The organism is Leptothoe sp. LEGE 181152 (assembly GCF_032906605.1).
GTDB classification, from domain to species: domain Bacteria; phylum Cyanobacteriota; class Cyanobacteriia; order Phormidesmidales; family Phormidesmidaceae; genus Leptothoe; species Leptothoe turfae.
Genome location: NZ_JASATU010000066.1, coordinates 139,667 through 154,927 on the forward strand (window position 1 = coordinate 139,667; position 15,261 = coordinate 154,927).

Below are 15,261 nucleotides of genomic sequence, written 5' to 3' on the forward strand. Positions count from 1 at the left end.
CAAGCTCACATACCCTATGGCAAATACTGCTGCACCACATCCCAACCGCTATAGCTAACCGCCGCAAACGCAATGAAAAGTAGGGCATTGAGTGTCACATGCAGGGTACGAGCCCAGGGGCGGCTAGAAATCTGAGTAGCAGCCGCTAATGACGCTAGCACTAAACCGACAACTGACAGCCCGGCCCACAAATGCCAGGAATGTCCCAGGTTGCCATGCTCGCCCAATGTGCCAATGATCCCAATACTCAGCAATAACAGCACTAAAGCAACCAGTACCCCGCCCAGCAAAAAATGTATCACTCTCACCCAACTAAGCTGAGGCTTTTGCTGAGTACGTGCATACCGGACAAAGCCACCTGTCATTAGCAACCCCCCATACACCGTGACAGAGAGCCCCATAGACCAGGCCGCAATACGCCACAACCAAATAAACGATGGCAAGTCCATGAGCACTCCCCTAAACTCTAAAGGTTCTGATATTTCTGAGCCTATCCAGAAATATCAGAACCTTTGTAAGCCTTACCATAGAGCAGTACTGCTAGGCCAGCTCAATCGCCTGCCTAAGAGCTAACTAAACCTGATGTACAAGCCTGCCTCTAGCCCGCTCAACTGTGACATACCAAACGTGACGACTTAAAAACTTGAGGCAACGATTTAACCAATTGCTAGAGACAGCGTCACCATTAGCGTTAGAGCCTAAAAGCCCAACGCATATGACGAGTACTAACCATGGACCGGCTGCATCGCATTCAAGGCAGCTGACGCCTCACTTTCTAAATCCAAAGCTGAGCCAAGACTCTCGTCACCCACTGTGTCTTCTGCGTTATCAATCCTTAGACGCGAACAGGGAACTGTATCTTCCAAAATAGAGCTTGCCATGGAGCCAGAATGAATCTCTAATTGCCCATCAATATGCGATTCAAACATTAATCGTTGCCCTGGAAAAACAACACGTTCAAAATACCAATTTGAAATATTTGTAATTCTAGCTACCTGAATCCTACTAGAGTCATTCACATAGCAACATAAGACTGTTTTCGTATCATCAAAGGGTACGGGATCGAGTATTTGTGTCATGGGAGGAGAAAAGAGTGTGGAGGGATGCCAACAGTATCCATAACACTAACATTTAGTGATCCCCAACAACTGTAAAAGCTGCTACCGATGAGGTTTTCAGAAAACTTTACACATTCAACATAAGGAGCTTTGATGGTTTATCAGTTTTATTACTATCTGCGAATAAAAAACGTAATTATTTTAATAATGAACAATTAAAAGCAATGAAATAAGATATTCCAAAACTCAGCCTATTACTCTTGAAACACCCAATTATTTTTATTTTTTTAGCTAATGTAAGGGAATTCACGTACTACCTTTATGAGTTTATATGAGCTTAAGAAGTGTCACTAAATGTTCAGATAAGATGACATTTATACTGCTTTAATCGATACAAAAAAATCACTAGTGGATTGAGAAGTTAAATTCCTTGCTACCTGGTTTTTCAATCCTTTGCCTTAGACACCATGGTTTTGGGAGGGTTGGTCACCTTGGGGGATGTACGGCAGCGATGAAATCTCAGAACAGCAATGTTATCGTAACGATATGTGAAAAAATTGAAAACTCACTTCATTTTTTTACGCTACGTAACATTAGGCAACCAGTGCAGTAATGGCTAACCGCGTTCTATACGTCCGACTTCCGTGTAACCCTATTTTTCCCATCGGGGTTGTGTACTTGGCAGACCACCTTCACAAGGTCTTTCCCGATATAGAGCAACGTATCTTTGATTTGGGGACATTCCCAGCCCTGGACTTCGGCTCAGCACTAGATCGCTGCATTGATAATTTTCAGCCTAACGTTTTGGTCTTTTCTTGGCGGGATATTCAAATCTACGCACCGGTTGGTGGACGTGGTGGCAATCCATTACAAAATGCCTTCGAGTTCAACTACGCCCGCAACCCCCTAGTTAAGATGCGTGGGGCCCTGGGGGGAGTGCGAATGGTTGCCACCTACATGAATGAACTCTGGCAAAATACTGGCCTGATTAAACGAGGCTTTAAACGGGCTAAGCGCTACTGCCCTGATGCAAAATTGGTGGTGGGTGGTGGTGCTGTTAGCGTTTTCTATGAGCAAGTCGCCTCATGGATGCCTAAGGGCACGATTGTTTCCGTCGGTGAAGGCGAATTACTGCTAGAAAAACTAGTTCGCAAGGAATCCATCAGTGGTGAACGCTGCTACGTCGTTGGTGAAACAGAGCCCCGCGAACGTCTCATTCATGAATGGCCAACTGCTATTGAGAAAAGCGCGTGCGATTACGCCTATATCGAAAAAATCTGGCCTGAATTTAACTACTACCTCCAGGAAAACGATTTTTACATTGGTGTTCAAACCAAACGAGGCTGTCCCCATAACTGTTGCTACTGTGTCTACACCGTTGTAGAAGGCAAGCAGGTGCGCATTAATCCATCCGACGAAGTCGTTAAGGAAATGCAACAGCTATACGACCGTGGTATCCGTAACTTCTGGTTTACCGATGCTCAATTTATTCCGGCTCGTCGCTTTATTGACGATGCCGTTGAGCTCCTACAAAAAATCATTGACTCAGGTATGAAGGATATCCACTGGGCCGCCTATATCCGGGCTGATAATCTCACACCTGAGCTGTGCGATCTGATGGTCAAAACCGGGATGAACTATTTTGAGATTGGCATTACCAGTGGCTCTCAAGAACTGGTCCGTAAGATGCGCATGGGGTATAACCTACGTACTGTTTTGCAAAACTGCCGCGACCTTAAAGCCGCCGGATTTAATGATCTAGTTTCAGTTAATTACTCCTTCAATGTGATCGATGAGCGGATGGAAACCGTACGCCAGACCCTGGCGTATCATCGTGCCCTAGAAGCAATTTTTGGTCGCGATAAGGTAGAACCCGCAATTTTCTTTATTGGTTTGCAACCCCATACCCATTTAGAAACCTACGCGTTTGAGAACAATCTTCTCAAGAAGGACTATAACCCGCTGGCCATCTATCTCCCCTGGGTTGCGAATAAACTGCTCTGGAATCCAGAACCCCTGGGTGCTTTCTTTGGCGATGTGTGCTTGCAGGCTTTTCGTCAAAACCCCAACGACTTTGGTCGAGAAGTGATGGATATTTTGGAGGACCGTCTCGGTCTGGCCCCGTTGGAAGAAGCGTTAACAGCTCCTGTGAAACCAACGTTAGTGGATAAGCAACCAGAACTCATCGCTCAATAGTCTCGATAGTGTGATTATCTTCAAAGTTGGATTCACTGTTGGGTATGCAAAAAGCCACCAAAGTAAATCATTAAGCAAATGTTAGGATCACTAGGCAGGAATTGACGGAGTGCCATGGTAGATAAACCAATTCTGAAGAAAGATCGTCCCCCAGAGGATAGGGACCGTAAACCTTCAGAGAATAAGGAAAGAGCTAAAGGCAAAGGCAGAGGTAAGGGCAAGGGTAAAGGCAAGCGCGATAAGGACGATCGGAAAAAGCCGCCTATCAACCCAGCTTTGATGCGAGGTCCTAAACCCACTCAGAAAGTTGAGCCTGAGCCTGAACCTGACGTTAGCGAAGAGGCTTCAGAAACTGAAGCTACAGAAACTGAGGCTACAGAAACTGACGCAGTAACTGCTGAAGCCGCCACCGATGAGGCTGATGGGGCTACTTCTGAAGTTGAAGCACCTGTAGCAGAGTAAGGCTGCTCCCTTCAATACTAGAAGGCACCTGGTGGGCCACCAGGTGCCTTCTGGTATTTAGCTCATAAAAATTTTTCAAACCCAGTCAAATCGCTACCAACGACTGGTTTGAGATGTCCATAAAAGCAAAAAAACTCCCCAGTGGATTACTCCACCGGGGAGGACATCAGGGTGCATCTACCAATTAGGTCTTCTAAGAAATGGACAGTGGTCAGGAGAAATCCCATAGTGTTCTGGCTACAACTTTGCTGTGATTCGCCACCAGCAACTTGGTGGCAGCAGCAGTTACTATCAAACATGGTCACACTGATTCCATAACGTACACATGCTTTTTTCCTGGTCCCAATCCTTACGGCAACTGCCCCTCGTGCAAAAAAGGATGGCCAGTCTATTGGCATTATCGGTACTGATTACTGGATGCCAACAACCTGTACAGCCTGTGTCATCCACTGATTCTCCCCATGATGACTCCCTTGACGAGTACGTAGCTCCTCCAGAGGTGTTAACGCTGATTTATGGTCGGGCTCCTGTTACCCTTAATCCTCACTTAGCGACTGGCTTCCAAGACTTCGAAGTGGCGCGTATTATCTATGAGCCGCTGGCCAGCTATGGCCCTGATGGGGAGCTTATCCCGGTTTTGGCGGCTGAAATCCCCTCTCTAGACAATGGGGGTGTTAGTGAGGATGGCCTCTCCATTACCTGGAAACTGAAAGAAACCCTGCGATGGTCAGATGGAGAAGCCTTAACTGCTGAAGATGTCGCTTTCACCTATAAATTTATTGCTAATCCCACCGTTGCTGCGGTTACGGCTCAGTACTACCAAGATATTGAATCGGTAGAAGCCACTGACGACCATACGGTAAAAATTACGTTTAAACAGCCGACAGCCAGCTGGCAAATGCCGTTTACTGGTCTAAATGGATTGATTTTGCCAGAACATTTATTCAAAGATTTCAACAGCCGTAAGGCTCGGGAAGCTCCAGCTAACTTTCAGCCGGTGGGCACTGGTCCCTATCGCTATTTAACTGAGGCCAATGGTCGTTTGTTGTTTGTCCCCAATGAGCTTTATCGTCAGCCTGTGGGGGGCTTTAAGCGCATCGAAATTTTGGGTAATGTTCCGCCCTATGTGGCTGCCCGCGATGTCCTGCGAGATGGAACAGCCGATTTTGCCCATAATATTCAGCTAGAGTCAGCAGCCTTAGTGGATTTAGTGCAAACCGGTGAAGCCGGTGGGCTCGTGCTTACCTTTGGTAGCCAGGTGGAGCGCATTATGTTGAATTTTGCTGATCCTGATCAAGAAACTGAGGCTAAAGAACGCGCGAGTAAGGAATTCCCTCACCCAATTTTGCAAGATGTGAGGGTCCGACAGGCGATTGACTATGGCATTGATCGACAGGCCATCGTTGACCAGCTCTATGGAGATTTGGGGATTCCCACCTCTCAGTTATTGATGGCACCAACGCCTGCGGAAAATGAGCTGATTGATTTTGAACATGATGTGGAGAAGGCCAAGGAGCTTTTGGAAGAAGCCGGTTGGGTCGATAGCGATGATGATGGTATTCGCGATCGCAACAACCAACCCCTACAGCTGCTCTTCCAAACCTCCATCGGCACGATTCGCCAGGCCACCCAAAGTCTTGTCCAAGAGCAGCTAGCAGCCATCGGCATTGACATCTTGATTGAGCGGGTCCGCACTGAGGATTTTTTCTCTGCTGACCCAGAGCAAACCAACAGCATCAACCATTTCTATGCCGACATGCAGGAATATGCCATCGGCAATGACATCCCTGATCCTACGATTTACATGGGCTGGTGGACCTGCGACAACATTGCGGCACTGGCCAACAACTGGCAAAAACCCAACAATGCCCGCTATTGCAATGCAGAGTACGACAAACTGTGGAATACGGCCCGCCAGGAACGTGATGCCGATAAGCGCAACGAACTATTTCGGCAAATGGATCAGATGTTAGCGGACGATGTGGCAGTGTTACCCATTGTGCATCGGGCGCTCTCCAATGCCGTTAGCTATCGTATTACTGGCTATAATTTTACGCCCTGGGATGCAAGTACCTGGGATATTGCCAACTGGCGACCCGTGGAGTCTGTTGAAAATAATGCAGACATGCCTTCAGAGGAAGCCAACAGCAAAGATATAGATATTATTGATAGTCAGGACGTAGAACAATCCTCTGAAGAATCCGAACCAGACAACGAATCAGAAGATCAAGCCCCTTAAGGAACCTCTTGAGCTTTGACATCTATGACCACGCCTTCGTCATCATCTTCGTTGGCCGGGGTCTGCTCGTCAACCATATCCTGATCAGAGGAGCTGAAGGCCCCCTGAAATAGATAAAAAACTTCGGTCAACAACAGAGTAATTAAAACCCCATCGTCAATCCAACCGACAATGGGAAGCAAATCGGGAGAAATATCAAGGGGACTTAATATGTAAGTCAATGTCCCAAAAATAATCAACCAGCGATATTTAGGATTGCGTAAGCCGCTGCGATATAAGGCGTAAAACGATTCAACCAGTTGCTTCATAGAAATCTTTAACGCATTATCTAATGATGCCATTTCCCTTAAAAAGACGAGATCATAGGGAAAAAAATTCAGCTTTACTCAATACTGATGCTATGAAATGCTCGGCTTGCTAGTTCATTGGCCTTTGCTTGATAGGGAATACTATCAGCTTATGAGCCTGTCGTTCTGCTTCAGTTGTTTTTACCTATGGGGCTATTGAGTAATCCCAATGTGGGCAGTACTACGGCTGGAGTCTATGCAACCATACTCAAGCAGCTAGAAACAGGCGGTCAGGGGCAGTTTGTCAGTAGCTTTGGCTCCCAGGCAGATAACCGGCATATCATTCGCTACATCCTTACCCACTGAACTACGGAAACGAAGGCTGAACAAGCCTTCGCCGTCTTTCTCCGGCAATAACTACCAATCATAGAAGAATTTCATATCTTGCAAAGATTAATTGAGTTCTTATTAAAGTTGCACACTCTGGGTTGTTGATACCTGTTCATTTGAAATAAGTTGGCAATATCAGGCGAGCACATCATCTCAAACTACTGCTTTTAGATGTCTACCGTTGCTGCAGTAAACGCTTTTATATATTCATCACCTCACAGGCAAATCTACCCTACAGATCAGCAAGCAGCTGTCTAAGCGCCTAAACATTCCTTAAAAACAGTCTTATGAAACCATTGTCAGCCCTAATGGGGGTGGTCACTGGTGCGATAGTGACCACGCTTGGTATGACTAGTGCAGCTTTGGCTGTCGATTTTTCCCTCCGTGGCACATTCGCTCAAGATGATGATGTACAGCTGTTTGATTTCAGCATAGCTACAGAATCAGCAGTCACCCTCAGAACTTACTCTTACGCAGGTGGTACTCAAGCAGATGGAACGTTCATTGATGCAGGCGGTTTTGATCCTGTGTTGTCTTTGTTTGATGGTGACGGGAATTTTATCTTCTTAAGTGACGATGATGAGTCTGGCACAGTTGCTAATGACCCTACCACTGGTAGGGCCTATGACGGCTTCCTGGATATTGTGCTAAAGGCTGGCGACTACACACTGGCATTGACGCAGTATAACAACTTTAGCAACACCACCAACCTGGCTGATGGCTTCAGACAGGAGGGTAATGCCAACTTCACCAGTAACTTTGCACGGTGTACAACTGACAGTATGTTTTGTGACTTTACTGGTGATGTTCGTACCAATGAGTGGGCATTGGATATCCTTGGTGTCCTACCCCCATCAGAACCTGATGAGGGAGAAACTAATCCACCGACTCAGGTACCTGAGCCTGCAACCACATTGGCATTTGCTTTAGCCGGTGTAGGTGCACTTGTACATCGCCGTCGCCAAACGTAAATTCACCTCCCAATCATGCCGTTGCTGATTCATTCTGTAGTCAGCAACGGTATTTTAGCGATGGCTGATTTAGGGGATAAACCGGTCTAGAGCCATTGCTATTGAATGGTATCTCACAACTACAGTCATCCTGAGGATCAGCAATGCCAGATTTTATATAGTAGCCTTGCTTTTGTCTGGCCTGAAACTCTGCTCCGTAGCATGTGCCAATGGATATCGCTCAAGGAACTAATATCACAACTCAGCGGCATAAAAACCTACCACAACAGTTTTTATTTACTATTGTTGCTAATCTCTTCTGTTTTTCTCTAACGATTTAAATACAACACTGCATTATTTTTTGCAACAATAACAGTGTTGTTGACTCTTTTTATTCAACCGCCAAAGAAACTCGCTTACCACCAATACCCCGCAGGTCTGCCAGGAGTTTCGCCACATCGGCATAGGGCAATGTGCGATCTGCCTTGAGCATGACAAACCCGTCTGGGTTTTCGGCAAAATAGCTTTGGATAATAGGAGCCAATGCTGGAGTTGTTATCGGCTTATCTTCATAAACCGCCTGGCCATCTTCTCGCAGACCGATTACCAATGGCTCAATCTTTTCAACTACCTCTTCATCTACACCAGAGACTGCCTGGGGCAAACTCACTCCAAAAATCTGTACACCGCTGAGTTCCATGGAGATGATGACAAAAAACGTCAGAACCGTCATCAACACATCCATCATCGGTACCAGATTTACCTCAGGCACTCCAGAATTTCCATGACGAGATCGTAAGCCCATCTTCTACTCCTCCTCCTCCGCATCCTCTAACGCCAGAGAGACCTGGTCACCACCGACCGCACGCATATCTCCTAGAAACTGCATAACGTTCTCATAGGGCAGCTCCTGATCCGGTACCAGATAAACCGTCTTATCAGGATTCTTCTGCAGGTAGTTGTCAATCTCTAATGCTAGCTGTGTACTATCAATCGGCTGGCCATTGAGCGAAGTTTCCTGATTCTCATCCATCTCTACAATGAAAATCTCATCAGCAGAGGGTAACTGGTCTGGCGGCACATCCTCTGTCTGCTCTGGGGGGAGTTCTACTTCAATCAGCTGTTCACTGCCCAAAGAAACCGAAATCACCACAAAAAATGCCAGCACACCCATCATTACCGTGAGCATCGGCACCAAATCAATGGTGGGGATTTTACTTTCTCGGCGTTTACCTAAGGGCATGGAGGTTTAGATGGGGGTATCAAGATACAGGTGGGGGATAGGTCTTGGTTATTGGGTCTTGGTTATTGGGTCTCTAATTCAGTAGAACCGAAACAAATTTGTTTGAGGCCGATAACAAATAACGAATAACAAATAACTAAATTATGATTGATAGGTTGCTGAGACTGATGGCTCTTCAACAGAGTGACCATTCTCTGAGGCTAACAATGCAGGCTCGTACCAATTTTGACGATAGATTAGCTCTAGCTCGTTACCAGCTTCTGAGAAATAGTCAGCCTGTTGGCTCTGGAGAGAGACCAAAATCCGCAGCACTAGCAGCGCTAAAATCGCGACCACCATGCCGGCGGCTGTTGTGATCAGCGCTTCACCAATACCCGCTGCGGCTTCACTGGCTCCTTCACCGCCGCTGCTGCCGCCGATATTTAAGCTGTAGAAGGTGGCAATTAGACCCGTTACCGTACCCAACAGACCTAGCAGTGGCGAAATGGCAACGATGGTTTCTAGTAGTTTTTCACCCTGGCGCATTTTAACGAATTCACGATCCGCCGCTGTTTCCATGGCCAGGCGGAAGGTTTCAGGGGAGGCGTTGTTTAACCGTAGGGGGGCAAACAAAAACCGGCCAATGGGGGTATCGTGGTGTTGATTTGCGATCGCAGCTGCCTCATTTAAATCCCGTTTAGCTGCATCCAAAACATCGCTGACAATTTTGCCTTCACGGCGTAGCAGATCAGACCAAAAACGTGTCCGCTCTAGAGCGCATGAAATTGTTAGCACCGAAGCTCCAACAATGGGTACCATCACCGGGCCACCCTTAGCTAGAAAATCAAATACAGTTGCCATAGCCGAATTTCCTGGATTACGTTTGCCTGTCCGGTCTGCCGTTTACCGATTGAAACTATTAAAACGCGATTCAAAAATGTGGATACAAACTGAATGCAGCGCCGCCGAATCTACGGGCGATCCCCTTCATTCTCCCCTGTCTCTTCACCCGCCGCACTCGACTCAGTGCCAGGGTTCGATGCCGTCGTCGATGTATCTGGGGGATCTTCGTCTGCTGTTGCATCATCTGGGGTAGCTGCGGGTGTGGCGTTACCTTCAGTCCCTGGCTGGGGTGTAGCAGTTGGGATTGCTCCAACGATCACCTCTTGCCATTCCAAATTGCTTTCGCCGTTGACTTTGACCAGCACTGACTCGACTCGACCCGCAGCTACCGTGCCAGCACCCACTACGTCACACTCAAATGAATCGCCTCGTTTATTAATGCGATATGTATCGCGACAATCCACGGCCAAGCTTTTCCCCAAAGCTTCCCTGATATCCTCTTGAATTTTTTCCTCAAGGGATACCAAATTAATGATCACCTTAGAACTGGGCACATCCCACGCGATCGTGCCCTGATCATCCTGCTGAATCACATTAATGGTGAACTGGCCACCATCTGGCAGTTCACCGACACAGCGAAAATATGCTTCCGCCTGTTGCTTGACACGATTTGGACAAATTACATCCTTCAGGGTAAGCCGCCGCCCTTGGCGCTCAATGTTATCCTGGATATCTGTCTCTATCCGAGACATATTCAAATGTCGTGAGCAACTGCTGAGAAGAATTAACCCTAGCAGTGCCCCCAACCGAACGATGGCGACCATTCTGTGATAACGCAAATGTTGACCAAGATTCACTATAACGGGGGCTCCCAGATGCCAGGTAAAGGACCGGTTAAGAGAACCTAGAGTGATTGGGGGAAACCCTGAGATTCTCCTCAAAATCGATACCTACACCGTTCCGAGATAGAGATGTTCCATGGAACGTTTCTACATTAATAACCTATCCCTTCATCTGCCGTATCAAATGCCTTAGTTCCGGCAAAATCAAAGTATCCATGGCCAGGGCAACACCATTGCTGGAGCCCGGTAGCAAAAATACCAGGGTAGATTGATACACCCCGGCAGTAGCCCTAGAGGCAATGGCTCTAGAGCCAATTTCAGCATAGCTAAGGTGACGAAAGATTTCGCCAAAGCCAGGTATTTCTTTTACTAATAGGGTTGCGATCGCATCGTATGTGGTATCCCTGGGGGCGATCCCAGTCCCTCCATTACAAATAATGACATCTACGGTCGGAGCCAGGCGCTTTACTAAGCCAGCTATTTGATCCGGCTCATCCTTCACCAACCGATACGCTTCTAATCGATGGCCTGCCTCTCGCAGTTTGACCTTAATCAGCTGTCCACTTTTATCAGTGTCAACCGTACGTGTATCACTGACAGTAATGACACCGCAGATAGCTGGGGTGAAATCTGGATCGGGATGGGGGGTAGCCATGGATAATAGTCAAAACGTCGAGAAGAGCAATCTCTACAAAACTCAAAACTAACTCTTCGTAAAGCCTAATCCTTTCTCTTCGGCATAGCGATTCATAAAGCGCATAAACCGATCCCACTCATCGCGGCTCTTAAGCAGTATACGTGCCTCTAAGCCAGCTGGTGCGCCGTTGATAAACTTGGCGTTTACTTCGCGGCTGGTCATCATGCCTTCTTCGTCTACCAGGTAAAGACCCGTTACCTCAAATCCTTCTTCCACGAGGGCCTTGGGTTTATCAAAGTAGAACGTAGCAGTGCCATCTGAACCGTCCTTAGCACGGGTGAGCCGCACGTCTGGAATGACTTCCTCAGCTACACCCTGAGCAAATTGGATTTCTGCCATTGCGCTGTCCTCTAACTAAATGACTATGGGCTATTTGTTAAAAAGCATTAAGCTCCATCATCCCATCATATGAGTGTTGTTTAAAACACTCTTTGAAAATCCTCGTCCATAGGTATTGATGTAGGGACGTTCCATGGGATGACCCTACATCTGAGGGTGCACCTGGTAGTCAGACAAGATGGGGGGCATGCGCTTTCGCAGCACTAATCCTTGATAAACCATAGCGGCCACTTCACCATAGGTGGCCACCTGGTTAGGGGATAGCAGGTCTAGGTCAGGATAGTTAAAGACTAAACCAAGTTTGGTGGCGATTGCGATCGCGCTTTCTGCATAGCGAGGGACCTGGGATTTATCTTGATAACGGGCAAGCAATCCAGCCGTATCTTTAGCGGTAAGCTCTAAGCCACTAACCAGAGCCAGCAGCACCTGAATTTTTAAGATGGGCTGCTCTGGTGCAAAGGTATAGTCGGGAAACCCTGAGAGGAACTTGGCACGATAGGCGGTGTGAATGGCCTGGGATGCCCAGTGGGATGAAGGTACATCACGAAACGCAACCGGATAACGTTTTGGTTTCGGGGCAAAGGCAGCCACCACTAAACTGGCAAACTGTGCACGGGTCATGGAGGCGTCGGGAGCACTGGTCCGCTCTAGAAAATTGTGCGCCTTGAGGGACTGCCAGAAGTCATCGGCCCAGTGGCTGTGGGTGACAATTGTATTGCTGGCAGCAGCCACACTATTACTAACGGCGGTTCTGGCTGGCTCCACAATATATGGAGACGTCAGGGACTGCATCCGACCTAGATTGGCCAGGCACTGATAAACCAAAGCCGTGGTTTCAGCTCGAGTAATGGGCTGCATCGGTCGCAGTTCTGCCACATCGGGATAGTTCACCACGATGCCTTGACGGGTAGCAATGGCAATTTCCTCAACGGCATAGGGGGGCACCTGGGCGCGATCCCGATATACTCCGAGTTCGGATGCCATACCCTGGCCCAGTCGCAAACCATTAATCAGGGCCACCAGGGACTGGGCTCGGGTCATGGGATCATTGGGCCGAAATGTATTGTCTGGAAAACCAGCGATAAAGCCCTGGGCCTGAGCCTGATAAATCACTGAACGGGCCCAAAAATTAGAAGAGACATCCCTAAAGGGCTTAAACCGGCGATTGTCACCGTCACTCGCAGGAAATGTCGCCATGACCAGAGCAGCGAACTCGGCTCTGGTCACCAATGCATTGGGGCGAAATGAACCGTCAAAAAAGCCTTTGACGAGTTCTGCTGCGGCCATGGCATCCACAAAGGGGGCGGCCCAATGCCCAATCACATCGCTAAAACGGCTATCTAAATTGAGGGTTGGGGGGGCAGGGGATTCCGGTGTCGGGGGGGCAGGTTGGGGGGGCACTTTGCCTAATAGCATTGCTGGCACAGCTACCGGATCGGGAAGTTCACTGGCCACATAGCGAACGGATCCTTTAACTCGATTGGGGTTGATATGATTACCCGCACTGGTTAAGGGTTGCCGACTCTCGTTGCGGATATCCCACTGGCCATTGTCTCGAAACTCATTTTCGCCCAGGTCCTGACTCTGGCCTACATCAGGTTGCACGGTATCCTGTAGCCATAATCCCGACGTTTCGTTACGCCGAATGTGATTTTGCCGTAGCACTGGCCGAGCGGCACGGGACAGAACAATGCCCGCTTTGTTATTCACCACCTCGTTATCAATAATTAGCGGTGCTGCTTGATCGCTAATGGCCACCCCATACCCTGTCTGTTCAAAGCGGTTTTGTCGGACTTCTCCTTTAGACCTGCGCACCATAAACAGACCGCTGGCCTGATTTTCGGTGAATTCATTGGCCAGCAACACTGGTATGGCAGTCCCGGTGGCAAAAACACCATCACGCCCGCACCCCTTAAATCGACAGCGGGTGAGTAACGCTGATCCAGCTTCTAGCCACACCCCTATACCTTGCGATTGTGGGTTCGTCACTGTGACATTGCGGATCTGGGAGCGGTCCTCTAACTTCATCGTGACGGACATGCCCCCAAATTCTTCCGTTGCCAGCACCCCTCCACCTCGAATGGCCACGGTGCCATGAATACCCACAACGGTTACTCCAGAGGCCACAATCAGCGGAAACGATTCGCCACTGCCATAGGTGCCCGCTTCTAGCTGTATGGTGGTGCCAGAACTGGCGCGATCCAAAGCCTGGGTCAAGGTTTTGAACGGCGATTGGCGAGTGCCATTACCTTGGGCACCGCTGGCATGATTGACATATAAAACAGAGGCAGTAGCTTGCACCATGGCCACTAGACTGATTGATTAACCCACTCAGGGTAAAGGTAAACGCTAACGGTTGACCTATGATTAATAATTCTGACTGAAAAATTTATCTTCGTTGTAGTCTATTTCCGAGTAAATAAGCACGTTAGCGTCTCTGTCTTCCAAAAATGGCACTTGCGATGCCTAAACTGCCATGCTTATTGTTATTGCCATAGCTAATGTTGCGATCTCGATTCTCTGCCTTGTTCTCACCTGGCATGTCGCTCGGTTTGGTCACCAGGTTGCCCAGCTCAACCGAAATCTCCAACGTTGGACAGTACTATTAGAGGACAACTTGGCCCAACAAACCCTAGCCTTTACTGTACAACGCACCAACCTACGGCAATGGCAGCTGATTCATCTGAAATGGCAGCTACAACAGCGACGTCTCATTCAAACTGCAAAATTCCTACAGCGTGTTTGGCTAATCAGCCAACGTCGCCACCGCTTCTAACCCCTCACGCCCCATTCCCTGCTCCCCACTCCCCGCATTCCCCATGGCCCAACACAACTCCGATCACTTCCTCAGTGGCCTGCTGGCTGGTACCGCCATCGGCACCGTCATCGGTTTACTGATCGCTCCCCGCAGCGGCAAACATACCCGTAGGGTTCTTAAAAAGTCAGCGGATGCCGTGCCTGACATCATTGAAGATTTATCCACTAGCCTGCAATTCCATGCCGATAGGCTGTCCAATACTACGTTGCAAAATTGGGACAGCACCCTGGAACGACTGAGAGAGGCCTTAATTGCTGGGCAAGCTGCTTCTCGAGAAGACTTTGCTCAAACGGTGGTCGAGTCCAAGCGTGACTGATCCTTTAATTTGGCTAGGGTTATCCATTCTGCTACTAGGTTTCGGTCTAGTCGCATTGGTGTGTGTGTCCATTCCTGCGTTGATTGGCCTGGCGCGGGCTGCCCGCAGTGCTGAAAAATTCTTTGATACCCTTGATCGCGAGTTACCCCGCACCCTAGAGGCAATGCGTCACACGGGTGCTGACCTGAGTGACCTGGCGGATGACATGACCGATAGTGTCAGCAGTGCTCGTAATATTGTTAAACAAGTGGATCAAAGTCTCAGTGATGTGCGTCTGCAGGCGTCTCAGGTAAAACGCTCAACTCGCAGTGTGGCTGTCGGCTTTAGGGCCGCCTGGCGGGTCCTCACCAAACCAGCTAATGCGCGTAAACGTAAACGACGACCACCACCACCCAAACCTGTTGAGCCGCCGCATCCCCCCTCATCCCAAGTCCAACCAACATCGCCCCAGCGCCCTCCCAGTAATACGTCCGAGGATCGCTTTCCTGGTCAATGATTGACGGAAACCGGGCTTCTTCTCTACATTAAAGATAGGTAAATAAGTGTAAACATCATGACCGTACGCTTTAAGGATTGGTTGCAGGCTTCCTTATTAGGGGGGC

The 15,261-nt window shown here is 48.4% G+C and carries 18 protein-coding genes; 8 read left to right on the plus strand and 10 right to left on the minus strand.

Annotation, left to right across the window (positions count from 1 at the left end; genetic code table 11):
* Window positions 1-14 precede the first annotated feature (14 nt).
* The gene (locus QGP82_RS31265; protein WP_499061970.1) at window positions 15-449 is read right to left on the minus strand and encodes a DUF4079 domain-containing protein; all 435 of its coding nucleotides are present in this window, start codon (window positions 447-449) and stop codon (window positions 15-17) included.
* Between the two features lie 276 nt (window positions 450-725).
* Complete coding sequence (locus QGP82_RS31270) at window positions 726-1,079, minus strand: DUF1830 domain-containing protein (protein WP_490795774.1); 354 nt, start codon at window positions 1,077-1,079, stop codon at window positions 726-728.
* 591 nt (window positions 1,080-1,670) lie between these two features.
* Between QGP82_RS31270 and QGP82_RS31275 the strand changes: the two genes are divergently transcribed.
* The 3 genes from QGP82_RS31275 (at window position 1,671) to QGP82_RS31285 (ending at window position 5,955) form a co-directional block, all read left to right on the plus strand.
* Entirely contained in the window at window positions 1,671-3,254 is a 1,584-nt protein-coding gene (locus tag QGP82_RS31275; protein ID WP_163671402.1) for a photosystem II high light acclimation radical SAM protein, read from the plus strand.
* Between the two features lie 114 nt (window positions 3,255-3,368).
* Window positions 3,369-3,716, plus strand: a complete 348-nt coding sequence (locus QGP82_RS31280; protein ID WP_490795042.1) for a hypothetical protein — start codon at window positions 3,369-3,371, stop codon at window positions 3,714-3,716.
* Between the two features lie 379 nt (window positions 3,717-4,095).
* On the plus strand, window positions 4,096-5,955 hold the full coding sequence (locus QGP82_RS31285; RefSeq protein ID WP_499061972.1) for a peptide ABC transporter substrate-binding protein: 1,860 nt from the start codon (window positions 4,096-4,098) through the stop codon (window positions 5,953-5,955).
* Here QGP82_RS31285 and QGP82_RS31290 read toward each other — a convergent pair.
* Window positions 5,952-6,263, minus strand: a complete 312-nt coding sequence (locus QGP82_RS31290) for a YkvA family protein (protein ID WP_163671405.1) — start codon at window positions 6,261-6,263, stop codon at window positions 5,952-5,954. The genes QGP82_RS31285 and QGP82_RS31290 overlap by 4 nt on opposite strands.
* Window positions 6,264-6,449: 186 nt before the next feature.
* Here QGP82_RS31290 and QGP82_RS31295 point away from each other — a divergent pair, with 186 nt between their 5' ends.
* Window positions 6,450-6,608 carry a hypothetical protein gene (locus QGP82_RS31295; RefSeq protein WP_499061973.1) on the plus strand — a complete coding sequence of 53 codons (159 nt, stop codon included), beginning with the start codon at window positions 6,450-6,452 and terminating at the stop codon, window positions 6,606-6,608.
* Between the two features lie 311 nt (window positions 6,609-6,919).
* Window positions 6,920-7,603 carry a DVUA0089 family protein gene (locus QGP82_RS31300; RefSeq protein WP_499061974.1) on the plus strand — a complete coding sequence of 228 codons (684 nt, stop codon included), beginning with the start codon at window positions 6,920-6,922 and terminating at the stop codon, window positions 7,601-7,603.
* 370 nt (window positions 7,604-7,973) lie between these two features.
* Here the strand turns inward: QGP82_RS31300 and QGP82_RS31305 are convergent, their stop codons facing one another.
* The 7 genes from QGP82_RS31305 to QGP82_RS31335 all read right to left on the minus strand — a co-directional run bounded on the left by QGP82_RS31305 (window position 7,974) and on the right by QGP82_RS31335 (window position 13,829).
* Complete coding sequence (locus QGP82_RS31305) at window positions 7,974-8,387, minus strand: ExbD/TolR family protein (RefSeq protein ID WP_163671408.1); 414 nt, start codon at window positions 8,385-8,387, stop codon at window positions 7,974-7,976.
* A 3-nt stretch (window positions 8,388-8,390) separates the two neighbouring features.
* Complete coding sequence (locus tag QGP82_RS31310) at window positions 8,391-8,825, minus strand: ExbD/TolR family protein (RefSeq protein WP_163671409.1); 435 nt, start codon at window positions 8,823-8,825, stop codon at window positions 8,391-8,393.
* A gap of 141 nt (window positions 8,826-8,966) precedes the next feature.
* The gene (locus QGP82_RS31315; RefSeq protein WP_163671410.1) at window positions 8,967-9,665 is read right to left on the minus strand and encodes a MotA/TolQ/ExbB proton channel family protein; all 699 of its coding nucleotides are present in this window, start codon (window positions 9,663-9,665) and stop codon (window positions 8,967-8,969) included.
* Between the two features lie 110 nt (window positions 9,666-9,775).
* Window positions 9,776-10,471: a DUF4333 domain-containing protein gene (locus QGP82_RS31320; RefSeq protein WP_499061976.1), complete on the minus strand. Its 696-nt coding sequence runs from the start codon at window positions 10,469-10,471 to the stop codon at window positions 9,776-9,778.
* A gap of 178 nt (window positions 10,472-10,649) precedes the next feature.
* Entirely contained in the window at window positions 10,650-11,144 is a 495-nt protein-coding gene (locus QGP82_RS31325) for a MogA/MoaB family molybdenum cofactor biosynthesis protein (RefSeq protein WP_163671412.1), read from the minus strand.
* 48 nt (window positions 11,145-11,192) lie between these two features.
* The gene (psb28, locus tag QGP82_RS31330) at window positions 11,193-11,525 is read right to left on the minus strand and encodes a photosystem II reaction center protein Psb28 (RefSeq protein ID WP_163671413.1); all 333 of its coding nucleotides are present in this window, start codon (window positions 11,523-11,525) and stop codon (window positions 11,193-11,195) included.
* A 144-nt stretch (window positions 11,526-11,669) separates the two neighbouring features.
* A complete protein-coding gene (locus QGP82_RS31335; protein WP_499061978.1) occupies window positions 11,670-13,829 on the minus strand; it encodes an S-layer homology domain-containing protein in 2,160 nt (719 codons plus the stop codon).
* Between the two features lie 172 nt (window positions 13,830-14,001).
* Here QGP82_RS31335 and QGP82_RS31340 point away from each other — a divergent pair, with 172 nt between their 5' ends.
* The 3 genes from QGP82_RS31340 to QGP82_RS31350 are packed head-to-tail and all read left to right on the plus strand — an operon-like array spanning window position 14,002 to window position 15,155.
* Entirely contained in the window at window positions 14,002-14,301 is a 300-nt protein-coding gene (locus QGP82_RS31340; RefSeq protein ID WP_499061979.1) for a hypothetical protein, read from the plus strand.
* Between the two features lie 43 nt (window positions 14,302-14,344).
* Complete coding sequence (locus tag QGP82_RS31345; RefSeq protein ID WP_163671416.1) at window positions 14,345-14,659, plus strand: YtxH domain-containing protein; 315 nt, start codon at window positions 14,345-14,347, stop codon at window positions 14,657-14,659.
* Window positions 14,652-15,155, plus strand: coding sequence for a hypothetical protein (locus QGP82_RS31350; RefSeq protein ID WP_250565872.1), 504 nt, complete (start codon window positions 14,652-14,654; stop codon window positions 15,153-15,155). Before QGP82_RS31345 ends, QGP82_RS31350 begins: the two co-directional genes overlap by 8 nt.
* Window positions 15,156-15,261: the final 106 nt, after the last annotated feature.